Origin of the sequence: Microbacterium sp. NPDC060117, assembly GCF_042729315.1 — a bacterium.
GTDB lineage: Bacteria > Actinomycetota > Actinomycetes > Actinomycetales > Microbacteriaceae > Microbacterium.
Window position 1 is genome coordinate 807649 of record NZ_JBHWXR010000002.1, and the last position, 21136, is coordinate 828784.

Consider the following 21136-nt stretch of genomic DNA (forward strand, 5'->3'; position numbering starts at 1 on the left):
ACCCGATGCCGCGCCCGCCTCGGACGGCGCCGGGCGCGGCGGCTCAGGCTCCGGGCGCGAGGGTCAGTTCGATGACCGGGATCAGCACGTCCGGGCGCCGCACCGGCAGGTGCACCGTGAGCGTGCCCTCCTGCTCCCCCGCCGGCGTCATCAGCGTCGCCTCCTGCTCCGGATCCGTCACCGAGGTCTTCAGCCAGGATCCGTCGTTCAGCAGACGCGCGTAGGTCACCCGGTCGGCGAGCCCGTCGAGGTGCACATAGCCGAGCGGCCAGGAGAACAGGTGCAGGTAGAGGCGGTCTCCGCGGCGGGTGTAGACGCCCTCGCGGGGTGCGGCGAAGGGGGCATGACCGGCGCCCACGATCGCGTCGCGGTGCAGCCGCATCCACTCGCCGAGCGCCGCGAGCACGGCCTCGTCGCGCGGGGCGATGCTCCCGCGGCCGTCCGGACCGATGTTGAGCAGCATGTTGCCGTCCATCGACACCGAGTCGGCGAGCATCTGCGCGAGCAGCACGGCCGATTTCTGGTCGTGGTTGTCGCGGTGATATCCCCAGGATCCGTTGATCGTCTGGCAGGCCTCCCACACCTGCGGGACGCCGTCCACGAGGATCGGCGCGGTCGGCTGGTACTGCTCCGGGGTGACGAAGTCCGCAGGGATCCCGAGGCGGTCGTTCACGAGCATCTGCGGCTGGAGTTCGCGGCAGAGCGCGAGGAGCGTCTCCGCATCCCAGTCGTCCGGCCCCTTGCCCGCCCAGCCGCCCTGGGCCTCGGGATAGGTGAAGTCGAAGAACAGGTAGTCGATGTCGCCGTACTGCGTGAGCAGTTCACGCACCTGGCCGTGCAGATACGTGCGGTAGCGGTCCATGTCCCGCTCGCCGTTGCGCTCGTGCTCGATCGCGTCGTCGCGACGAGGGTGGTTGGCGTCCACCGTGAAGTCCGGATGATGCCAGTCGATGAGCGAGTGGTAGAGGCCCACGCGCAGTCCCTCCGCCCGCAGGGCGTCGACGTACTCGCGCACGAGGTCGCGCCCGCAGGCGGTGACCGAGGTGTAGTCGGTGAGCGCCGAATCCCACAGGCAGAACCCGTCGTGGTGCTTCGTGGTGAGCACCACGTAGCCCATCCCCGTGGCCTTCGCACGGCGCGCGAGCGCGGCCGCGTCGAAGAGGTCGGGGTCGAAGTGGTCGAAGTAGGCGCGGTACTCCTCGGCCGTCAGGCGCTCGTAGTTCTGCACCCACTCGTGCCGGGCGGCGCCGCTGTACAGGCCGAAGTGCACGAACATCCCGAACCGGGCCTCGTCGAACCACTGCTGTCGCATCTCTGCCTCTTCTCCTGATCTCGGTGGGTGGGCTCAGGCGGAAGGGTGCCCGACGACGCCCTTGCGCAGCAGCGCATTGCCGTATTTGCGGGTCTCCCCCGTGCGCACCATGAGGTAGGCGCCCTTCGCGACCTCGTAGTACGCGAAGCGCTCCACGAAGCGCGTGCTGTTCTGATCGGTGCCGGCGGCCGCCATGAGCTCGCGCTGCACGTCGAGCACGGTCGCGTCGGCCGACTCCATGAGGTCGATGCCCGGGGCGTCGTCGAGAGGCAGCACCGAACGGATCGCGGCGACCACGGCCGGCGTCGTCGTGCCGGGCAGGTCCACGACGCGCTCGCCGAGCGCCCACGCCGGGAAGTGCGCATCGGCGACGACGACCGCATCCGAGTGCCCCATCCGATCGAGGTGCAGCAGCAGCTCACCGGTGAGCAGAGGGTTGATTCCTTCGAGCATGTCGCTCCCTTCGTCCGTGGCTGTCGGTCCGGGCGGCATTCACGCCGGGATGAGCGTCTCGGTCGCGAGCTCGCGCCAGAGATCCGCCGGAATGTCGAGCGCGGCGAGCTGGGCGTTCTGGCGGAGCTGCTCGGGTCGGCTTCCGCCGACCACGACCGAGGCCACGGCCGGGGACTGCAGCGGGAACTGTATCGCGGCGGCGGGCAGCGGCACATCGTGCGCGCGGCAGATCTCGGCGATCCGGGTGAGTCGCTGCCAGAGCTCGTCCGGCAGCGCCCCGTACTCGTAGCGGCCGTCACGGCGCGGCTCGCTCTGCGCGAGCAGTCCGGAGTTGAACACGGAGGCGGCGACGATGTCGGTGCCGCGCTCGGCGCACGCCGGGATCACGTCGACGGCCGCCGGTTGCTCGAGCAGGGTGTACCGTCCGGCGACCATGATCGTGTCGAGGTCGGCCGAGCGCACCGCGGCGGTGAGCGCGTCGGCGGTCATGGATCCGATGCCGATCCGGCCCACCTGCCCCTCTGCGCGCAGCTCCTCGAGCGCGGGGAACGCCTCGGCGAGCGCCAGGTCGAGATCATGGCGCTCCGGGTCGTGCAGGTAGAGGATGTCGATCCGCTCGATGCCCAGGCGCTCGCGTGACTCGTCGAGGCTGGCGCGGATCCCCGCCTCCGAGAAGTCCCAGACCCGCTGCAGCTCATCCGGGACGTGGAAGTCGTTCGCCGTGTCGAGTCCGCCCGCGACGTGTTCGGGGTTCGGGCGCAGCAGGCGCCCCGCCTTGGTCGAGAGCACGTACTCGTCCCGCGGCTTGGTCTGCAGGAACGCGCCCAGCCGGCGCTCCGAGAGCCCCAGCCCGTAGTGCGGCGCGGTGTCGTACAGGCGGATCCCGCTCTCCCACGCGGCGTCGAGCACGGCCCAGGCCTCGTCGTCGGTGAGCGCGCGGAACAGGTTTCCGACGTTCGCCGCACCGTAGCCGAGGGCCGGGATCGCGGACAGAGCAACGGCTCCGACGCGCTCAGACATGCGCGCCCGCCTCGCGGCGCTCGCCGGTCCAGGTGAACTCGGCGCGGCTGGCGGCCTTCATCTCCATGCCGTTGCCGGGTGCCGTCGGCGCGGAGTAGGAGCCGCCCCGGATGTCGGTCGGCACCACGAAGTGCTCGTGCAGGTGATCCACGTACTCGATCATGCGCCCTTCGCGGGTGCCCGAGACCGCGACGAAGTCGAACATGGACAGGTGCTGCACGGCCTCGCACAGCCCCACGCCGCCGGCGTGCGGGCACACCGGCACGCCGAACTTCGCAGCGAGAAGCAGGTTCGCGATGTTCTCGTTCACGCCCGCCACGCGCACCGCGTCGATCTGCATGACCTGGATCGCCTCGGCCTGCAGCAGCTGCTTGAAGATCATCCGGTTCTGCGCATGCTCGCCGGTCGCGACCCGGATCGGCGCGACGCCCCGGGCGATCTCGGCATGCCCGAGCACGTCGTCGGGGCTGGTCGGCTCCTCGATCCAGGCGGGGTGGAACTCGGCGAGCGCGTTCACCCAGGCGATCGCCTCGGACACCTCCCAGCGCTGGTTCGCGTCGATCGCGATGGGGAAGTCGGGACCGCACACCTCGCGGGCCTTGCGGAACCGGCGGATGTCGTCGTCGAGATCGGCACCGACCTTGAGCTTGATCTGCGTGAAGCCGTCGGCCATCGCCTCTCGGGCGAGGCGCTCGAGCTTCTCGTCCGAGTAGCCCAGCCAGCCGGGGCTCGTGGTGTAGCCCGGGTAGCCGGTCGCGAGCAGCTGCTGCTCGCGTTCGGCCCGGCCCGCCTCGGCGTCGCGCAGGATCGCCAGCGCATCATCACGGGTGAGGGCGTTGGTGAGGTAGCGGAAGTCGACGAGGTCGACGATCTCCTCTGGCGTCATCCGGGCGAGGAGCAGCCACAGCGGAAGCCCGGCGCGCTTGGCCTTGATGTCCCACAGGGCATTGATCACGGCGCCGATCGCCATGTGCATGACGCCCTTCTCCGGACCGAGCCAGCGCAGCTGCGAATCGCCGATGATCTCCCGGAACGTGCCCCCCATGTCGTCGAGCAGCGGCTCCAACTCACGGCCGACGAGGTGCCCGGAGAGCGCGTCGATGCCCGCGACCTGCACGTCGTTGCCACGGCCGATCGTGAACACGAACGCGTGTCCTTCGATGCCGTCCGCCGCGTCGGTGCGCACGATCACGTACGCCGCGGAGTAGTCGGGGTCGGGGTTCATCGCGTCGGAGCCGTCGAGGCTGAGCGAGGTGGGGAATCGGATGTCGCTGGTCTCCAGCGCGACGATGCGGCTCACGGTTCTCCTGTTCTGGGCCTGAAGTCGGGGCAGCGGCGCAGACGGCCGGATCGTTCCTCGACAGTTGGAGTGTAAACATCGGATGTCTATACTGTCAACGCGGGATGCATCCGCTCGCGTCGTTCCGACGGCGGATCCGCCCATCCCCGTGAGAAGGCAGGAGAATCATGAAGTTCGCGCGTCTGGGCGACCCCGGATCCGAGATCCCGGTCGTCATCGCCGAAGACCGTACGTACGATCTTCGGCCCGTGACCTCCGATGTGAACGGCGATTTCCTCGCCGCCGACCCCGTGGGCCGCACGCGTGCCGCCCTCGACGCAGGCACCCTCCCCGAACTGAGCGACGCGGACGCGTTCCGCACCGGAGCGCCGGTCGCGCGTCCCGGTGCCGTCATCTGCGTGGGACAGAACTACGCCGCGCACGCCCGCGAGTCGGGCGCCGAACCGCCCACGGTCCCGATCCTGTTCCTGAAGACCCCGAACACGGTCGTCGGCCCCGACGACGCCGTGACCATCCCGCGGGGCAGCGAGAAGACCGACTGGGAGGTGGAGCTCGGCATCGTGATCGGATCCCGCGCCGCCTACCTCGACTCCCCCGCCGACTCCGCCGCGCACATCGCCGGCTACGTCGTCTGCAACGACGTCTCCGAACGGGCTTTCCAGATGGAGGTCTCCGGCGGGCAGTGGTCGAAGGGCAAGGCCGCGTTCGGGTTCAACCCGACCGGCCCGTGGCTCGTCACGCCCGACGAGGTCGACGTGCAGAACCTGCGGCTGCGCAGCTTCGTGAACGGCGAGCGGCGCCAGGACTCGAACACGAACGACATGATCTTCTCCGTCGCGGAGATCGTGCACCACATCTCGCAGTACATGACGCTCGAGCCGGGAGACCTCATCCTCACCGGCACACCGCAGGGCGTCGCGTTCGGCGGGAAGTTCCCGTACCTGCGCGCCGGGGACGTCGTCGAGATCGACATCGAGGGGCTGGGCGGCCAGCGTCAGGAGTTCATCGCATGGGAGGCACAGGCATGACCGGTCATGTCGAAGGACTCGTCGCGATCGTCACGGGCGGCGCATCCGGGATCGGCGCGGCGATCGCCGCGCAGCTGCACGATCAGGGCGCGCAGGTCGCCGTGCTCGACCGCGACGTGGCCGGCGCGGATCCGCGCTTCGCCGCCTTCACGGCCGACGTGTCGGACCGCGCGAGCGTGGACACGGCCGTCGCCGCGATCGGCGAGCGGTTCGGCCGCATCGACATCGTCGTGAACAACGCCGGGATCGGCGCTCAGGGCGACATCACGGCGAACGGCGACGACGAGTGGGCCCGCGTGCTCTCGATCAACGTGACGGGCATCGCCCGCGTCTCGGCCGCAGCGCTGCCGTGGCTGCGGAACTCCCCCGCCGCGGCGATCTGCAACACCGCCTCGATCGCCTCGACCACCGGGCTGCCGCAGCGCGCGCTCTACTCCGCGTCGAAGGGCGCCGTCTCGGCGCTCACCAGGGCGATGGCAGCCGATCACCTCCGCGAAGGCATCCGGGTGAACGCCGTCAACCCCGGCACGGCCGACACCCCATGGGTCGGGCGTCTGCTCGACTCCGCTGCCGACCCCGCCGCGGAGCGCGCCGCCCTCAACGCCCGTCAGCCGCACGGTCGTCTGGTCTCGCCGGACGAGGTCGCGGGCGCCGTGCTGTACCTCGTCAGCCCCGCGTCCGGATCCACCACCGGCACCTTCGTCGAGGTCGACGGCGGCATGGCCCAGCTGCGCCTCCGGGCGGAGTAGCCGACACCGCGCCGGGCCGCCCGACTCAGGCCTGGGCGGCCTGGCGCAGCCAGCGCTCCACACCCGCGATGTGTGCGGTGGCGAGCGAGGTCGCGAGCGAGGGGTCGTGCTGTGCGATCGCGTCGGCGATGGCCCGGTGCTCCGAGAGCGTGCGCTCGACGGCGCCCTGCTCGGTGAGGCCGCGCCACACACGGGCGCGGATGGTCTGACTCGACAGGCTGTCGATGAGGCTCGCCAGGTAGCCGTTGCCGGTCATCCGCACGATGTCCTGGTGGAAGCGGATGTCGTGCGCGACGAGACCGTCGATCGAGACGCCCGCGTCGATGCCGGCGACCTCCGCCTGCAGTGCGGCGATCGCCTCGTCGTCGCCGTGCGTGGCGGCGAGGCCGGTGGCCTGAGATTCGAGCATCCGACGCACGGCGAATAACTCGAGCAGCGAGTCGTCATCGTGCATGTCGATCACGAAGCTGATCGCCTCGAGCAGCAGGTGCGGTTCGAGGCTCGTCACGTAGGTGCCGTCACCGCGACGCACGTCGAGGACGCGGATCACCTCGAGCGCCTTCACGGCCTCCCGCATCGAGTTGCGACTCAGGCCGAGCCGCTCGGCGAGCTCCTTCTCCGGCGGCAGCCGATCGCCGGGGCCGAGCTCACCCGACACGATCATCGCCTTGATCTTCTCGATCGCCTCGTCGGTGACTGCCATGGCGTCATCCTAGGGGTTTTCACGAACATCGGATGTCTGCGCCACACGAGCGCCGATCTGCGAAAGGATGTGCCCATGCGCGTACTCGATTCCCACCTGCACCTGTGGGATCCGTCCCGCCTCGACTACGAGTGGCTCGACGGGCCGCTGGCTCAGCGCTACGCGGCCGAGGAACTCGCACGCGCGAGCGTCGACGGCGCCGAGCGCGCGGCGGCGATCTTCGTGCAAGCGGAGTGCGTCGAGGCGCAGTTCATCGACGAGGCCCGCTGGGTCGCGGACAACGCGGCACGCACAGGCGTCATCGGCATCGTGGCGGGCGCGCGACTCGATCGCGGCGCGCAGACGACCGCGCACCTCACGGCCCTCACGGGGATCGACGCGGTGGTCGGGGTGCGGCACAACCTCCAGGACGAGCCCGACGGCACCGCACGCAGCGACGCGTTCCGTGCGGGCGCCGCCGCGCTGGCCGCGCACGGATACCGCTTCGACGCGTGCGTGCGCGCCCATCAGCTCTCCGACGTCGCCGACCTCGCGGCATCGGTGCCCGCTCTGCCGATCGCGCTCGACCATCTCGGAAAGCCCGCGATCGGGACGGCAGCGGATCCGCTCTCCCCTGCCGCGGCCTGGCTGGGCGACCTGAGAGACCTGGCGGCGCACCCGCAGGTGTCCGTCAAGCTGTCGGGGCTGCCGGCCGAGGCCGGCGGATCCTGGAGCCCGCAGCAGGTGATCCCGTTCCTCGACGCGGCTGCCGAGGCGTTCGGAGCCGATCGCCTGCTGTGGGGCGGCGACTGGCCCGTCTCCGCCCTCACGGGCGCCCCGCCGGAGTATCGCACCGAGAGCCGCGACCTCTGGGCTCGGACCGTGGCGGACTGGGCCGGCGCGCGCGGACTCGATGCCGACGCGATCTTCTGGGACAACGCCGCACGGTTCTACGGCGTCGAGTGATCCGCGGCCGACCCGCCTTTCGGGGCGAGTCGGGCCCCATTCACAGGAACGTCATCAGGTTGTTGAGTGAGGCTTGCCTTACCTATTATGTGATTCGCGACCTCCGCGCCTCTCCCTCCTCGAAGGATTCTCCGTGAACCGTTCCCTCCGGCTGCTCTCCGCCGCCGCGGCGGCCTCCGCCGTCGCCCTCGCGCTCACCGCCTGCAGCGGCTCCCCGACGCCGACCTCGAGCTCGGCCGGCGGCGACGACCTCGCCGGCCAGACCATCACGATCTACAACGCGCAGCACGAGGAGCTCACGAAGTCGTGGACCGACGCGTTCACGAAGGCGACCGGTATCAAGGTGCAGGTGCGCAACGGCGACGACACCGAGATGTCGCAGCAGCTCATCCAGGAGGGCGATCGCTCCCCCGCCGACGTGTTCCTCACCGAGAACTCGCCGTCGATGTCGGCGGTCGAGAAGGCCGGCCTGTTCGCCTCGCCGGGCGATGAGGCTCTGAAGAACGTCCCGACCGAGTACCGCCCGTCCTCGGGCAAGTGGGTGGGCATCGCCGCCCGCTCGACCGTGTTCGCGTACAACACGTCGAAGCTCACCGAGGCGCAGCTGCCGACCTCGCTCATGGATCTCGCCGACCCGTCCTGGAAGGGCCGCTGGGCCGCTTCCCCGTCCGGCGCCGACTTCCAGGCCATCGTCTCCGCCCTCGTGCAGCTCAAGGGAGCCGACGCCGCCGAGACGTGGCTGAAGGCCATGAAGACGAACTCCGTCGCCTACAAGGGCAACTCCACCGCGATGAAGGCCGTGAACGCCGGCGAGATCGACGGCGCCGTCATCTACCACTACTACTGGTTCGGCGACCAGGCGCAGACCGGTGAGAACTCGAAGAACGTGCAGCTGCACTACTTCAAGAACCAGGATCCGGGCGCGTTCGTGTCCGTGTCCGGGGGCGGCGTGCTGAAGTCGAGCAAGCACCAGGCCGCGGCGCAGAAGTTCCTCGCCTTCGTCACGGGCGCCGAGGGCCAGAAGATCCTGCAGACCGGCACCTCGTTCGAGTACCCGGTCGGATCCGGCGTCGCCGCCAACCCGAAGCTCGTGCCGCTCAAGGATCTGCAGGCGCCGACCATCGACCCGGCTACGCTGAACTCCAAGCAGGTCACCGATCTGATGACCCAGGCGGGCCTGCTCTAAGGCGCAGACATCACCACCACGACCACCTCCCGACGGGCGGCCGGAGCGCGACAGCTCCGGCCGCCCCGCGGCGTCTCCCGCGGGGCCGGGTCGTGGGTCGTCATCACGGCCGGCGTCGTGGTCGCAGCGCTCTCGCTGCTGCCGCTCCTGTTCGTGGTCACCACGGCGGCGCAGATCGGCTGGGCCGAATCGGCGGCGCTGATCTTCCGGCCGCGCGTCGGCGAGCTGCTCACGAACACCGTTTTGCTCGTCGCGATCACCGTGCCGCTGTGCGCCGTGATCGGGGTCGGCGGCGCCTGGCTCGTGGAGCGCACCTCGCTCGCCGGCGCCGGCGCATGGGGGGCCGTGCTCGCGATGCCTCTGGCGATCCCCGCCTTCGTGAACTCCTACGCCTGGGTCTCGGCGATCCCCTCGCTCGCCGGTCTCGCATCAGGTGTGCTGCTGGCGACGCTGTCGTACTTCCCCCTCGTGTACCTCCCTGTGCGCGCTGCGCTGGCTCGGCTGGATCCCGCTCTGGAGCAGGCCGCCGCGAGTCTCGGCCGCGGCCCGGTGCGCGTGTTCTTCGGCACGGTGCTGCCGCAGCTGCGGCTCGCGCTGCTCGGCGGTGCGCTGCTCGTAGGACTCCACCTGCTCAGCGAGTACGGCGCGTTCGCCCTGATCCGGTTCGACACCTTCACGACGGCGATCATGGACCAGTATCGATCCACGTTCAACGGCTCCGCCGGGAGCATGCTCTCCGGCGTGCTGATGCTGCTGTGCTTCGCGCTGCTCCTGCTGGAGAGCCGGGCTCGCGGCCGTGCACGTTACGCGCGGATCGGATCCGGTACCGCCGCCCCACCCCGTCGGATCCGGCTGCGCGGATGGCAGGTCCCGGCGCAGGTCGCCCTGCTCGCGCTCGGGATCGCCGCGCTCGGCGTGCCCGCCGTCGTGATCGGCGGATGGCTGGCCTATGGCGGCGCGGCGGTCTGGGCGGCGCCCGATCTCGTGCCGACGCTGCTGCAGACCCTGGGCCTCGCGCTGGGTGGCGGCGTGGTCACGGTCATCGCCGCGTTCCCGTTGTCCTGGCTGGCGGTGCGCCGCCCCGGCGTGTTCAGCCGGCTGCTGGAGCGCACGAACTACGTCACGAGCTCCATGCCGGGCATCGTGCTCGCACTCGCGCTGGTCACCGTCTCGCTCTTCTTCGTGCCGGCCCTGTATCAGACCACCGCGCTGCTGCTCCTCGCCTACGCGCTGCTGTTCCTGCCCCGCGCGCTGGTGCCGCTGCAGGCCGGCATCGCCCAGGCGCCGCAGAGCCTGGAGGAAGCCGCCCAGGCCCTGGGGCGGCGCCCGCTGCGGGCTTTCTTCGGCGTCACCCTTCGTCTGGTGGCACCGGCCACGGCCGCTGCGCTGGCGATGGTGTTCCTCGCCGTGGCCGGAGAGCTGACCGCGACGCTGCTGCTCTCGCCGATCGGCGTGCAGACCTTGGCCACACGGTTCTGGAGCCTGTCGAGCGAGATCGACTTCGCGGGCGCGGCGCCCTACGCGACGCTGCTGATCCTGCTGTCCGCACCCATGACCTACCTGTTGTTCCGGCAGTCCACGGTGCTCTCCACCGCGGACGTGTCTGCCGGCAGCGCCACCATGACATCCGCCCCCACGACCGCGGAGACCGCATGACCGCACACAACCTCGGATCCCTCGGCGCCGTGCCCTCCCCCGGCACGGGCCCGCTGCCCACGGCGCACCTGCAGGTCGGCGGGATCACCGCCTCGTACGGCGGGCACCGGGTGCTGCACGGCGTCGATCTCGCCGTGCAGACCGGCGGTATCACGGCGATCGTCGGCGCGTCGGGATCGGGCAAGACCACCCTGCTGCGGATCATCGCCGGTTTCGAGCGCCCCGACGAGGGCGAGGTCGTGCTCGGCTCCGCCACGGTCGTCGGACCCGGGACCTGGGTGCCCGTGCACCGCCGCGACATCGGCTACGTCACGCAGGACGGCGGGCTCTTCCCCCATCTGACGGTCGCGCGCAACATCTCCTTCGGACTGGACGATCTCAGTCGCGCGGACCGGAACCGGCGCGTGGCCGAGCTGCTGGATCTCGTCTCGCTGCCGCACGACGTGGCGGAGCGCCGCCCGGACCAGCTCTCCGGCGGGCAGCAGCAGCGCGTCGCGATCGCCAGGGCGCTCGCTCGCGAGCCCGAGCTGATGCTGCTGGACGAGCCGTTCTCGGCGCTCGACACCGGCCTGCGCGCCGCCACCCGCGAGGCGGTGGCGCGGATTCTGACCGATGCCGGAACGACGACCATCCTCGTCACGCACGACCAGTCCGAGGCGCTGAGCTTCGCCGACCAGGTGGCCGTCATGCGCGACGGGCGTCTGGTGCAGACCGGGCACCCGTTCGTCGTGTACACGCGCCCCGTCGACCGCGGCGTCGCGGAGTTCCTCGGCGACGCGATCGTCCTGGACGCCTGGCTGGACGGATCCCTCGCGTCCTGCGCCCTCGGCTACGTGCCGGTGCGGAATCCTCCGGCACGAGGGCACGTGCAGCTCATGCTGCGCCCCGAGCAGGTGCAGCTCGTCGCCGACTCGCCCATCCGCGCGACCGTGGAGAAGGGCGTGTACTTCGGCGCGGAGTCCTCAGTGCGGATCCATCTGGAGCCGCGCGCCGACGCGGACCCACGCCTGCCCGCGGAAGCGCCGACGATCACGATCCGGCACTGGAACGCGGCACTCACCCGTCCCGGCCAGCGCATCGCTCTGCGCGTGGTCGGCGAAGGCGTCGCCTTCCCGGTCTGAGCGCCGCCGCAAGAAGCGTTCTCAGTCGAAGAGCGGCACGAACAGGCTGTGCCAGGTGTCGGGGCCCGCGATGCCGTCCGCGGGAGGTGCGAATTTCGCCTGGAAGTCGCGGACCGCTGCGTCCGTCACCGGCCCGAAGACGCCGTCGACCGTGAGCCCAGGGAGCTGACTCTGCAGGGCCATGACGGCCTCCCCCGTGCTGCCGAGCTGGACCGCCATGATCAGGTGGGGCCAGTCGAGCTGCCCGACCGTCGTGCCGATCTCGGTCGAGCGGATCGTCCGCTGGAAGTCCTCCAGCGCCGCCCCGCTCGGCGCGAAGAACGCGCCGTCCGCCGCGATGGTGGCGCCGTGAGCACGCAGCAGATGCTGCGCGGCGAGCACATGGCTGTTGACCGCCTGCACCGCGCCCTCGATCACGAGCGCCCACGGCGACGGGAAGTGATCCGCCATGAGAAACGACCAGGTCTGCCCGCCGACGATCCCGTCGATCGCGAGACCCCAGCTGCCCTGGAACGAGCGCACGCGCGCATCGGTGATCGGGCCGAAACCGCCATCGACGACGAGCGGTGCGGATCCGGGTCCTTCGCGCAGCCCGAAGGACTGCAGCGCGCGCACCGCATCGCCCGTGGAACCGGCCTGGAGCGGCACGACGAGGTGGCGCCAGGTGCGTATTCCGACGACGCCGTCCTGGACGAGGCCGGCGGCGGCCTGCACGGCCTTGACCGCGGCGGTCGTCGCACCGTCGAAGCTCCCCGTGATCGGCACCGCGTGTCCCTGCGCGCTGAGCAGATACTGCAGCGGGGTGACGCGCGAGTCCGACGACGGCTCCTGCAGCGTGCCCCATGGTTCGGTGTTCATCTCATGTCCTCCGGTCAGTCGCGATCGCCGCACTGACGCAGGAGAAGAGCAGTCGGGCGAGCCCCTGATACATCCGGGGGCGGGCGGAACGAAGAACGGGCGCCCCCGAAGGGACGCCCGTTCTTGGTCAGCCGTGGATCAGCGCGCAGCGTTGCCCTCGACCCAGGCCCGAAGGGCCGGCGGCCGCCCTGCGGCCAGACCGACACAGTCCTCGCGGACTACGTCGGGGTCAGCGCGCAGCGCTGCCCTCGACCCAGGCCCGAAGGGCCGGCGGCCGCCCTGCGGCCAGACCAGCACAGTCCTCGCGGACTACGTCGGGGTCAGCGCGCAGCGCTGCCCTCGACGTAGTCCTCGTCCTGCGACTTCCAGGCGAAGAGCGCACGCAGCTCCTTGCCGGTGGCCTCGATCGGGTGTCCCTGCTCCTTCTCGCGAAGGGCGAGGAACTCGGCCGCCCCGTTGTCCTGGTCCTCGATGAACCGGGTCGCGAAGGCGCCGGACTGGATGTCCGCGAGGACGTCCTTCATGCGCTGCTTCACACCGGCGTCGATGATGCGCGGGCCCGAGACGTAGTCGCCGAACTCGGCGGTGTCCGAGATGGACCAGCGCTGCTTGGCGATGCCGCCCTCCCACATCAGGTCGACGATGAGCTTGAGCTCGTGCAGCACCTCGAAGTAGGCGATCTGCGGCTGGTAGCCCGCCTCGGTGAGGGTCTCGAAGCCGGCCTGCACCAGGTGGCTCATGCCACCGCAGAGCACGGCCTGCTCGCCGAAGAGGTCGGTCTCGGTCTCCTCGGTGAAGGTGGTCTTGATGACCCCGGCGCGGGTGCCGCCGATCGCCTTCGCGTACGACAGCGCGGTCGCCCAGGCGGTGCCCGAGGCGTCGCGCTCGACCGCGATGATGTCCGGGATGCCACGGCCGGCCACGAACTCGCGGCGCACCGTGTGGCCCGGGGCCTTCGGGGCGATGAGGATCACATCGACGCCCTCGGGGGCATCGATGTAGCCGAAGCGGATGTTGAAGCCGTGCGCGAACGCGAGGGTCTTGCCCGCGGCCAGGTTCGGGGCGATCGACTCGCTGTAGATGCCGCGCTGATGCTGGTCCGGCGCGAGGATCATGATGAGGTCCGCCCACTGGGTGGCCGCCGCGACGGTCTTGACGGCGAAGCCGACCTCGGTCGCCTTGGCGATCGAGGTGGAGCCCTCCTTGAGGGCGATCGCGACCTCGACGCCGCTGTCGCGCAGGTTCATCGCGTGCGCGTGGCCCTGCGAGCCGTAGCCGACGATCGCGACCTTCTTGTTCTGGATGATCGACAGGTCCGCGTCTGCGTCGTAGAAGATCTCGGTGCTCACTGTTGTTTTCTCCTTGTTGGGGTTCTGGATGCCGGGCCCGTCGAGAGCGTCGGGGCCCGGCAGTGGTTCTGTGTCAGCCGCGCAGCACGCGCTCGGTGATGCTCTTGCCGCCGCGGCCGATCGCGAGCAGGCCCGACTGGGCGAGCTCCTTGATGCCGAACGGCTCGAGCGCCCGCAGCAGGGCGTCGACTTTGCCCTTGTCGCCGGTGACCTCGACCACCAGCGCTTCGGGGGCGTAGTCCACGACGGACGCGCGGAAGAGGTTCACGACCTCCAGCACGTTCGAGCGGGTGTTGTTGTCGGTGCGCACCTTGATGAGCATGTGCTCGCGCTGCACCGACGCGTTCTGCTCCAGCTCGACGATCTTGATGACGTTGATCAGCTTGTTCAGCTGCTTGGTCACCTGCTCGAGCGGGAACTCCTCGACGTCGACGACGACCGTGATCCGGGAGACCCCGGGAACCTCGGTCACGCCCACGGCGAGGGACTCGATGTTGAAGCCGCGGCGCGCGAACAGTCCGGCGACGCGGGTCAGGAGCCCGGGGGTGTCCTCCACCAGGAGGCTCAGCACATGCGTGGACATGATCAGTCCTCCTCGTCGAAGGCGGGCGCGTGGTCGTGCGCGTACTGGATGTAGCTGTTGCTGACGCCCTGCGGCACCATCGGCCAGACCATGGCGTCCGCACTGACGACGAAGTCGATCACGACGGGACGGTCGTTCGTCTCGAGGGCGAGCGTGATGGCGGCGTCGATGTCCTCCTCCTTCTCCACCCTGATGCCGAGACATCCGTAAGCCTCGGCGAGCTTGACGAAGTCGGGGATCCGCACCGTGCCGTGCCCGGTGTTCAGGTCGGTGTTCGAGTGGCGGCCCTCGTAGAACAGGGTCTGCCACTGGCGGACCATCCCGAGCGAGGAGTTGTTGATGATCGCGACCTTGATCGGGATCTCGTTGATGACGCAGGTCGCGAGCTCCTGGTTGGTCATCTGGAAGCAGCCGTCGCCGTCGATCGCCCACACCACGCGCTCGGGCTCGGCGACCTTCGCACCCATGGCCGCGGGAACCGCATAGCCCATGGTGCCGGCGCCGCCGGAGTTCAGCCAGGACTTCGGGCGCTCGTACTTGATGAACTGCGCCGCCCACATCTGGTGCTGACCGACGCCGGCGGCGTAGACCGCCTCGGGCCCGGTGAGCTCGCCGATCCGCTGGATCACGTACTGCGGGGACATCAGGCCGTCCTCGGGCTGGGTGTAGCCGAGGGGGAACTCCGCGCGCAGGCCGTCGAGGTAGGCCCACCACTCCTCGATGTCGCCCTTGGCGCCGCCGGTGAGGCCGCGGAAAGCCGCTTCGAGGTCGGTGATGACCTCTTTGACGCCGCCCACGATCGGCACGTCGGCGGTGCGGATCTTGGAGATCTCCGCAGGGTCGATGTCGACGTGGACGACCTTGGCGTCCGGCGCGAACAGCTCCGCCTTGCCGGTCACGCGGTCGTCGAACCGGGTGCCGAGCGCCACGAGCAGGTCGGCCTCCTGCAGCGCCAGCACCGCCGGGACGGTGCCGTGCATGCCGGGCATTCCGACGTGCTGCGGGTGCGAGTCGGGGAAGGCGCCGCGCGCCATGAGCGTGGTGACCACGGGAACGCCGGTCAGCTCCGCCAGCGCCAGCAGCTCCTCGGACGCGTTGCCGCGCACGATGCCGCCGCCCACGTACAGCACGGGCTTCTTGGCCTCGGCGAGCAGGGTCGCCGCGGCCTGGATCTGCTTGCCGTGCGCCTTCGTGACCGGACGGTAGCCGGGCAGGTCGTACTTCGGCGGCCACACGAACGGGGCAGAGGCCTTCTGCGCGTCCTTCGTGATGTCCACGAGCACCGGGCCGGGACGGCCGGTGCTGGCGATCTCGAACGCCGCGGCGATCGCGCCCGGGATGTCCTCGGGCTTCTTCACCAGGATGGAGTGCTTGGTCACCGGCATGGTGATGCCGACGATGTCGGCCTCCTGGAACGCGTCCGTGCCCATCAGCGTGGAGAACACCTGACCCGTGATCGCGACGATCGGGATCGAGTCCATGTAGGCGTCGGCGATCGCGGTCACGAGGTTGGTGGCTCCGGGGCCCGACGTCGCGATGGTCACGCCCACCTTGCCGGAGGCGGTGGCGTAGCCCTCCGCGGCGTGCCCGCCGCCCTGCTCGTGACGCACCAGGATGTGCCGAAGCTCGGTGGAGCTCATCAGCGGGTCGTAAACCTCCATGATCGCGCCGCCGGGAATGCCGAACACGTCGGTGACGCCGAGCAGCTCGAGAGAGCGGACGACGGCCTGAGCGCCGGTGAGAACGGGCGCCGCCGCCGGACGGGCGGGCGGACGCGGGACGGCTGGAGCGGTATCAGCGGTCATGAAGGTTCCTTGCGGTGGTGAACGATCGGCGGAAGCGGCGGGACGATGCCCCGTCGCGGACGACATTCCGACCCGGTCCGCGAGAGGCGGAGCGCAGGGGTCGGAGAGATTGGGCTGGAACGCCTCGGGTGCAGCGCGGAGAAGTCGGCTCTGATCCACGACGCAGGCCGTCGCGGTGTGAGCCCGGCTCAGGCGTCTCGACGAGTGCGTCGAGAGCACGAGCCGCGATATCGACCCGATTCAGATCACCATCGCGCCCGGCGGTCTGCGAGACCGCCGGAGCTCTGCGTCCGATCCGGGATCCGGTTGTGCCGATCACGCATCGAACGTGCATCAAGCCTAACGCATGATCGACGATGCTCCCGCCGCCGGGGCGCGCGACCGACGGACGATCGGATCCGTGCTGCGCGCGCATGGAAGCAGTCTATTGCGCGGTCGCTCTGGCGTCGGCCAGGGCGTCGAGCAGCACGGCGAACGCCGCCGGATCCGCGACCCGCAGCGCCGCCGCCGTCTCGCCCGCCCCGATCCGAACACCCAGGTCGGCACCGCCGAGGGTGCGCATGCCGTCCTCGTCCGTCACGTCGTCGCCGGCGAACAGCACCGCGGTCGCGCCGACGTGCTCGCGCAGCCGGTCCAGCGCCGCGTCCTTGCCCTCGGCCCTCCAGGAGTACTCGCGCAGGTGGTGCCCCGTGCGCCGCCGCCAGGAGGGGATCCGGTCGGCGGCCCACTTCTCGACGCGCACGAAGGCCAGCTCCTCCTGTCCGGGGGTCGCGGTGCGGGTGTGCACGCCGAAGCCGAACGTCTTCGGCTCGTGCACGACGCCTTCCAGATCCCCGATCAGCGCACGCATCTCGTCGATGATCTCGGCACGGTCGGCCGGCTCGGTGGAGAGATCGGTCTCCTCCCCGGTGTCAGGGAACCAGAACTGCGCCCCGTGGGATCCGGCGAGCAGAATCCGGGATCCGTCCTGGTGCTCCGTGATCTCGCGCAGGTCGTGCAGGCTCCGGCCGGACGCGTACGCCACGAACGTCTCCGGCAGCGCGACGAGACGGTTCACCGCGGTCACGGCCGCAGGCAGCGCTCTCGCGGCCATCGGGTCGACCACGTGCGGCGAGACCGTGCCGTCGAAGTCGAGCGCGATCAGCAGGCGCGGGGTGCGTGCGATCGCGGCGAGAGCGGGATCGGTCTCGGCGGCGGTCCAGTCGCGGGTCATCGTGCGCTCCGTACGTTCTCGAGGGCCGCGAGGAAGTCCCGCGACCAGGCGTTCACATCGTTCTCCAGCACCCGCTTGCGCAGCGCCCTCATCCGGCGCGCCTGCTCTCGCGGCGGCATCTCGACGGCCTGCATGATCGCGTCCTTGAGCCCGTCGATGTCGTGCGGGTTGACCAGGATCGCCTGGCGCAGCTCGTCGGCGGCCCCGGTGAACTCGCTCAGCACGAGCACGCCGCGGTGATCTCCGCGGGCGGCGACGTACTCCTTGGCGACGAGGTTCATGCCGTCGCGAAGGGCGGTGACGAGCATCACATCGGCGGCGAGGTAGAGGGCGACCATCTCCTCACGCGGGAAGCCCTGGTGCAGGTAGCGGATCGCGGTGTGCTCCATGGTGTCGCGATCGCCGTTGATCCGCGCGACGGCGAGCTCTATCTCGTCGCGCAGCTGCACGTAGGCGTCCACCCGCTCCCGGCTGGGGCTCGCGACCTGCACCAGCGTGACGTCTTCGACCGAGAGCCGGGCCTGATCCAGCAGCTCCCCGAAGGCCTTGATGCGGTGCCGGATCCCCTTGGTGTAGTCGAGCCGGTCGACACCGAGCAGGATCTTGCGCGGATTGCCGAGCCCCTCGCGGATCTCGGCCGCACGGGCGCGGACGTCGGGGCGGGCCGCGAGCTCGGTGTACGGCGTGGTGTCGATCGAGATCGGGAACGCGCGCGCGACGACCGTTCGCGGTCCGCCCCACGGGACGGAGACCGTGGATCCCTTCACCTCGAGACGCAGCCGGCGGCGCACGGCGGCGAGGAAGTTGGTCGCGTCCTGCGCACGCTGGAAGCCGACGACATCGGCCCCGAGCAGGCCCTGCAGCACCTGATCCCGCCAGGGCAGCTGCGCATACAGCCCGTGCGCCGGGAACGGGATGTGATGGAAGTAGCCGATCGTGAGGTCGGGTCGCAGTTCACGCAGGAAGGCCGGCACGAGCTGCAGCTGGTAGTCGTGCACCCAGACCGTGCCGCCCTGCGACACGGCGCGCGCCGCCCGCTCGGCGAATCGGCGGTTCACCCGCACGTAGGCGTCCCACCACTCGCGATGGAACTGCGGTGGCGCGATCACATCGTGATAGAGCGGCCAGATCGTGTCGTTCGCGAAGCCCTCGTAGTACTCCTCGACCTCCTGCGCGGACAACGTCACCGGCAGCAGCAGGATGCCGTCCTCGACGAACGGCTTGAGCTCGAGATCGGACTGACCCGCCCAGCCGACCCAGGCGCCGTCCACCGCCTGCATGACGGGTTCGAGCGCGGCGACGAGACCACCCGGAGAGCGTCGCCAGACCTCGGCGCCGTCAGGTCCTTGCACGCGGTCGACCGGCAGCCGGTTCGCGACGATCACGAACGAGGCGGTGGGGGTGGACGAAGTCATGGGAACGCTCCTCACGGCAGCGGGGATGCCTCCTCCAGGCTAGTCACCGGCGTGGCCCGACGTCGTTCAGGTCAGGACGCCGTGCGTCCGCCCCGTGCCAGCACGGCGTTCACGACACCGGCGAGCAGCACCAGGCCCGCCGCGATCACCGGCAGCAGCAGCGACGCCTGGGCCCCGGAGGCGTCGGCGACCTGCCCGGTCGCCACTGCGCCGATGGCCTGCCCGACGACCATCGCGGATCCGAGCATCGTCATGACCGTGGCCGATCGGTCCGCAGGCCCGAACGCCGCGCCGAGGCTGAACTGGGTGACCAGGGTCGGGCCGATGCCGCACCCCATCACGGCGAGGGCGACGAGCATGCCCATCGGGTCCCGCACCCCGAGCAGGATCAGGCTGCCCCCGAACAGGATCCCCGCGAACAGCAGCCAGCGGGCCGGCAGGCTGAACCGCGCCGGCAGGAACGCGACGCTGAGCGCCAGGATCGCGGATCCCACCCCGAGCGCCCCGTACAGCAGGCCCGCTTCCTCCGGCCGTCCGTGCTCGGTCATGAACGCCGTGAGCGAGGTGAGCATCGCGCCGAAGAACACGCCGACGCCGAGCATGCCCGCCACGACGATGAGCAGTCGGGGCCGGAACAGCTCCGAGACCTTCGAGCTGGCGCGGCCGTCGGCGCCGCGCTGCGCCGACACGTGCGCACCGGTCGGGTGCAGGGCGAACGCGCCCACGAAGACGAGGATGAGCGCGGCCGCGATCACGAGCGGCATCCACGGCGCGATCGCGGTGGCCAGCACGCCGACCAGGAACGGGCCGAACACGAACACGGTCTCATCGGCCGCGGATTCGTACGACATCGTCGACGAGGTGGTGCGCGCTCGGCGCTCGGCCGGCACGCGCTCGGCGATGATCGTGACCAGGCGCGACCGCGACATCGGGGAGACCTGCGGAGCGGTGGCGCCGATCGCGAAAGCGCTCAGCAGCACGAACGGCTCGGCGGCCGAGGAGTACACGACGAGGGTGAAGCCCACGAGGGCCACCGCGTTGGCGACGGCGACGACGGCGAGCACGATCCGCTGCCCGCGGCGGTCGGCGGCGGCGCCCAGGAGCGGACCGAAGCAGGCGGTGCCGATGCCGACGGCAGCGGACGTGAGCCCGCCGAGTGCCACCGACTCGCGTGCGGCGACGACGACGGTCAGCACGCCGACGACCATCATCGCGAACGGAAGACGGGCGATGAAGGCGATGACGAAGTAGGACAGCCCCACCCTGCGGAGCAGGCTCGGAGCGGCGGGGACGGACGAGGTGTGCGAAGAGGTCATTGCGGAACAGGTCTCTGGCGTCGCCGCACGAGGGGGACGCAGTCAGGTGCCGCCGCTTTCCGCCGGAAGAGCCGGCGGCCGGTAATGCACTACGGTGATCGGCCCAGTGTACCGAGCCGGACGACCTTCGGGGCGGCGGATCCCGCGGGTCCCGATCGACGCTGGTTAGACTCGGTCGCATGCGCAACTACCTCTTCGCGAGCGGCCTGTTCAGCGCGATCACGAGCGGGATCACGCTGCTGCGCGGCACCCGCGACGCACCGATCACGTGGCGCGCCGTGCTGGCGTGGCTGAGCTGGGGCATCACCATCGCCCTGGCCGTCGGGGCGATCGTCGACTTCCGCCGCGACGAGCGGGGCGAGGATGTCTCGTACGACTCCCCCGTCGCTCCGGTGCAGTACAAGCGCGCGAAGAAGGAGCTGAAGGCCGAGCTCAAGGCGCAGCGCAAGGCGGGCAAGGCCTGACCGCTCCGGCGCAACGACCACGGCGCCCGGGACGAAAGCACGCCGGGAAGGGGCGGTTCGGGTCGGACGGTGCGTCAGACCAGATCGATCTGGTAGTGGATGAAGCCGCTGCGCTCGGCGACACGGTCATACAGACCTCGCGCTGTGGCGTTGCTCTCCGCGGTCAGCCAGTAGAGCTTGTCGCTGCCGGCGGCGCGCGCCGCGTCGGTCACGTGCGCGATGAGGGCGCGCCCGACACCGCTTCCGCGCACGGAGGGATCCACGAAGAGGTCCTCGAGGTACGTGTATCCGGTCTTCGACCACGTCGCCGGGTGCGCGAACCAGTGCACGATCCCGACCGCGCGGCCGTCGTCGTCGCGGGCGATCGCGCCGTGGATGGCGCCCGCAGGATCGACGATCCTCGCGAACGTCGATGCCGTGATGTCGTCGGCGAGCGCGGACTCGTAGAACGTCAGGTACGCCTGCCAGAGCGGCAGCCAGTCATCGCGGTCCGCCGCCGTCAGAGCCTGGATCGTCGTCATGCGCCGATCCTAGGCGCTTGTGGTCGTCGATCGAGCACGACGAAGGCCGAGCGAGACGAAACGCGGGCTGTGGCGTGTGCCCCCGCGTCTCGTCTCGGTCGCGCAAGCGCGTCCTCGCTCAACGACCCCGAAAGGGTTC

20 protein-coding genes are annotated in these 21136 nt (G+C 70.3%); 7 read left to right on the top strand and 13 right to left on the bottom strand.

All coding sequences use genetic code 11. The features are described 5' to 3' along the window. Positions 1 to 43 precede the first annotated feature (43 nt). The 4 genes from ACFWCK_RS10045 to ACFWCK_RS10060 are packed head-to-tail and all read right to left on the bottom strand — an operon-like array spanning position 44 to position 4085. A complete protein-coding gene (locus tag ACFWCK_RS10045) occupies positions 44 to 1312 on the bottom strand; it encodes an alpha-L-fucosidase (protein ID WP_378805681.1) in 1269 nt (422 codons plus the stop codon). 33 nt (positions 1313 to 1345) lie between these two features. Continuing rightward, positions 1346 to 1765 (bottom strand): RbsD/FucU family protein, encoded by a 420-nt coding sequence (locus tag ACFWCK_RS10050; RefSeq protein WP_378805682.1) that lies wholly within the window; start codon positions 1763 to 1765, stop codon positions 1346 to 1348. Between the two features lie 39 nt (positions 1766 to 1804). Continuing rightward, complete coding sequence (locus tag ACFWCK_RS10055; protein ID WP_378805683.1) at positions 1805 to 2785, bottom strand: aldo/keto reductase; 981 nt, start codon at positions 2783 to 2785, stop codon at positions 1805 to 1807. Then, positions 2778 to 4085 (bottom strand): L-fuconate dehydratase, encoded by a 1308-nt coding sequence (locus ACFWCK_RS10060; RefSeq protein WP_378805684.1) that lies wholly within the window; start codon positions 4083 to 4085, stop codon positions 2778 to 2780. The genes ACFWCK_RS10055 and ACFWCK_RS10060 overlap by 8 nt, the downstream gene beginning before the upstream one ends. A 167-nt stretch (positions 4086 to 4252) precedes the next feature. Between ACFWCK_RS10060 and ACFWCK_RS10065 the strand changes: the two genes are divergently transcribed. Further along, positions 4253 to 5113 carry a fumarylacetoacetate hydrolase family protein gene (locus ACFWCK_RS10065; RefSeq protein WP_378805685.1) on the top strand — a complete coding sequence of 287 codons (861 nt, stop codon included), beginning with the start codon at positions 4253 to 4255 and terminating at the stop codon, positions 5111 to 5113. Beyond that, positions 5110 to 5862 (top strand): SDR family NAD(P)-dependent oxidoreductase, encoded by a 753-nt coding sequence (locus tag ACFWCK_RS10070; RefSeq protein ID WP_378805686.1) that lies wholly within the window; start codon positions 5110 to 5112, stop codon positions 5860 to 5862. Before ACFWCK_RS10065 ends, ACFWCK_RS10070 begins: the two co-directional genes overlap by 4 nt. Before the next feature lie 25 nt (positions 5863 to 5887). Here ACFWCK_RS10070 and ACFWCK_RS10075 read toward each other — a convergent pair whose 3' ends face one another. Then, positions 5888 to 6565, bottom strand: a complete 678-nt coding sequence (locus ACFWCK_RS10075) for a FadR/GntR family transcriptional regulator (RefSeq protein WP_378805688.1) — start codon at positions 6563 to 6565, stop codon at positions 5888 to 5890. 75 nt (positions 6566 to 6640) lie between these two features. Between ACFWCK_RS10075 and ACFWCK_RS10080 the strand changes: the two genes are divergently transcribed. From ACFWCK_RS10080 to ACFWCK_RS10095, 4 genes are all read left to right on the top strand, one after another. Continuing rightward, positions 6641 to 7510 (top strand): amidohydrolase family protein, encoded by an 870-nt coding sequence (locus ACFWCK_RS10080; protein WP_378805689.1) that lies wholly within the window; start codon positions 6641 to 6643, stop codon positions 7508 to 7510. Positions 7511 to 7643: 133 nt separating this feature from the next. Beyond that, positions 7644 to 8696, top strand: coding sequence for an iron ABC transporter substrate-binding protein (locus ACFWCK_RS10085; RefSeq protein ID WP_233309769.1), 1053 nt, complete (start codon positions 7644 to 7646; stop codon positions 8694 to 8696). A gap of 117 nt (positions 8697 to 8813) precedes the next feature. After that, positions 8814 to 10352, top strand: a complete 1539-nt coding sequence (locus ACFWCK_RS10090; RefSeq protein ID WP_378805690.1) for an ABC transporter permease — start codon at positions 8814 to 8816, stop codon at positions 10350 to 10352. Beyond that, positions 10349 to 11473: an ABC transporter ATP-binding protein gene (locus ACFWCK_RS10095; RefSeq protein ID WP_378805692.1), complete on the top strand. Its 1125-nt coding sequence runs from the start codon at positions 10349 to 10351 to the stop codon at positions 11471 to 11473. Before ACFWCK_RS10090 ends, ACFWCK_RS10095 begins: the two co-directional genes overlap by 4 nt. A gap of 21 nt (positions 11474 to 11494) precedes the next feature. Here the strand turns inward: ACFWCK_RS10095 and ACFWCK_RS10100 are convergent, their stop codons facing one another. The 7 genes from ACFWCK_RS10100 to ACFWCK_RS10130 all read right to left on the bottom strand — a co-directional run bounded on the left by ACFWCK_RS10100 (position 11495) and on the right by ACFWCK_RS10130 (position 20012). Continuing rightward, the gene (locus ACFWCK_RS10100; RefSeq protein WP_378805693.1) at positions 11495 to 12331 is read right to left on the bottom strand and encodes a peptidoglycan-binding protein; all 837 of its coding nucleotides are present in this window, start codon (positions 12329 to 12331) and stop codon (positions 11495 to 11497) included. Between the two features lie 320 nt (positions 12332 to 12651). Next, on the bottom strand, positions 12652 to 13680 hold the full coding sequence (gene ilvC / locus ACFWCK_RS10105) for a ketol-acid reductoisomerase (RefSeq protein ID WP_378805694.1): 1029 nt from the start codon (positions 13678 to 13680) through the stop codon (positions 12652 to 12654). 73 nt (positions 13681 to 13753) lie between these two features. Then, a complete protein-coding gene (gene ilvN / locus ACFWCK_RS10110; RefSeq protein ID WP_233309760.1) occupies positions 13754 to 14263 on the bottom strand; it encodes an acetolactate synthase small subunit in 510 nt (169 codons plus the stop codon). A gap of 2 nt (positions 14264 to 14265) precedes the next feature. Further along, positions 14266 to 16068 carry an acetolactate synthase large subunit gene (locus ACFWCK_RS10115; RefSeq protein ID WP_378805695.1) on the bottom strand — a complete coding sequence of 601 codons (1803 nt, stop codon included), beginning with the start codon at positions 16066 to 16068 and terminating at the stop codon, positions 14266 to 14268. A 424-nt stretch (positions 16069 to 16492) separates the two neighbouring features. Continuing rightward, positions 16493 to 17281, bottom strand: a complete 789-nt coding sequence (gene otsB / locus ACFWCK_RS10120) for a trehalose-phosphatase (protein ID WP_378805696.1) — start codon at positions 17279 to 17281, stop codon at positions 16493 to 16495. Then, positions 17278 to 18696 carry a trehalose-6-phosphate synthase gene (locus ACFWCK_RS10125; protein ID WP_378805697.1) on the bottom strand — a complete coding sequence of 473 codons (1419 nt, stop codon included), beginning with the start codon at positions 18694 to 18696 and terminating at the stop codon, positions 17278 to 17280. The genes otsB and ACFWCK_RS10125 overlap by 4 nt, the downstream gene beginning before the upstream one ends. A 71-nt stretch (positions 18697 to 18767) precedes the next feature. Further along, positions 18768 to 20012 (bottom strand): MFS transporter, encoded by a 1245-nt coding sequence (locus ACFWCK_RS10130; RefSeq protein WP_378805698.1) that lies wholly within the window; start codon positions 20010 to 20012, stop codon positions 18768 to 18770. A gap of 179 nt (positions 20013 to 20191) precedes the next feature. Between ACFWCK_RS10130 and ACFWCK_RS10135 the strand changes: the two genes are divergently transcribed. Continuing rightward, positions 20192 to 20476 (top strand): hypothetical protein, encoded by a 285-nt coding sequence (locus tag ACFWCK_RS10135; protein WP_233309751.1) that lies wholly within the window; start codon positions 20192 to 20194, stop codon positions 20474 to 20476. Between the two features lie 74 nt (positions 20477 to 20550). Here ACFWCK_RS10135 and ACFWCK_RS10140 read toward each other — a convergent pair whose 3' ends face one another. Then, positions 20551 to 20997, bottom strand: a complete 447-nt coding sequence (locus ACFWCK_RS10140) for a GNAT family N-acetyltransferase (protein ID WP_233309749.1) — start codon at positions 20995 to 20997, stop codon at positions 20551 to 20553. Positions 20998 to 21136: the final 139 nt, after the last annotated feature.

What these genes read in the sequence shown, in the direction of transcription:
- ACFWCK_RS10075 (WP_378805688.1), bottom strand. Translation starts at nt 6,565, where the DNA reads ATGGCAGTCACCGACGAGGCGATCGAGAAGATCAAGGCGATGATCGTG.
- ACFWCK_RS10065 (WP_378805685.1), top strand. Translation starts at nt 4,253, where the DNA reads ATGAAGTTCGCGCGTCTGGGCGACCCCGGATCCGAGATCCCGGTCGTC.
- ACFWCK_RS10135 (WP_233309751.1), top strand. Translation starts at nt 20,192, where the DNA reads ATGCGCAACTACCTCTTCGCGAGCGGCCTGTTCAGCGCGATCACGAGC.
- ACFWCK_RS10050 (WP_378805682.1), bottom strand. Translation starts at nt 1,765, where the DNA reads ATGCTCGAAGGAATCAACCCTCTGCTCACCGGTGAGCTGCTGCTGCAC.
- ACFWCK_RS10100 (WP_378805693.1), bottom strand. Translation starts at nt 12,331, where the DNA reads ATGAACACCGAACCATGGGGCACGCTGCAGGAGCCGTCGTCGGACTCG.
- ilvN (WP_233309760.1), bottom strand. Translation starts at nt 14,263, where the DNA reads ATGTCCACGCATGTGCTGAGCCTCCTGGTGGAGGACACCCCCGGGCTC.
- otsB (WP_378805696.1), bottom strand. Translation starts at nt 17,281, where the DNA reads ATGACCCGCGACTGGACCGCCGCCGAGACCGATCCCGCTCTCGCCGCG.
- ACFWCK_RS10140 (WP_233309749.1), bottom strand. Translation starts at nt 20,997, where the DNA reads ATGACGACGATCCAGGCTCTGACGGCGGCGGACCGCGATGACTGGCTG.
- ACFWCK_RS10130 (WP_378805698.1), bottom strand. Translation starts at nt 20,012, where the DNA reads ATGACCTCTTCGCACACCTCGTCCGTCCCCGCCGCTCCGAGCCTGCTC.
- ACFWCK_RS10095 (WP_378805692.1), top strand. Translation starts at nt 10,349, where the DNA reads ATGACCGCACACAACCTCGGATCCCTCGGCGCCGTGCCCTCCCCCGGC.
- ACFWCK_RS10080 (WP_378805689.1), top strand. Translation starts at nt 6,641, where the DNA reads ATGCGCGTACTCGATTCCCACCTGCACCTGTGGGATCCGTCCCGCCTC.
- ACFWCK_RS10070 (WP_378805686.1), top strand. Translation starts at nt 5,110, where the DNA reads ATGACCGGTCATGTCGAAGGACTCGTCGCGATCGTCACGGGCGGCGCA.
- ACFWCK_RS10125 (WP_378805697.1), bottom strand. Translation starts at nt 18,696, where the DNA reads ATGACTTCGTCCACCCCCACCGCCTCGTTCGTGATCGTCGCGAACCGG.
- ACFWCK_RS10045 (WP_378805681.1), bottom strand. Translation starts at nt 1,312, where the DNA reads ATGCGACAGCAGTGGTTCGACGAGGCCCGGTTCGGGATGTTCGTGCAC.
- ACFWCK_RS10115 (WP_378805695.1), bottom strand. Translation starts at nt 16,068, where the DNA reads ATGACCGCTGATACCGCTCCAGCCGTCCCGCGTCCGCCCGCCCGTCCG.
- ACFWCK_RS10055 (WP_378805683.1), bottom strand. Translation starts at nt 2,785, where the DNA reads ATGTCTGAGCGCGTCGGAGCCGTTGCTCTGTCCGCGATCCCGGCCCTC.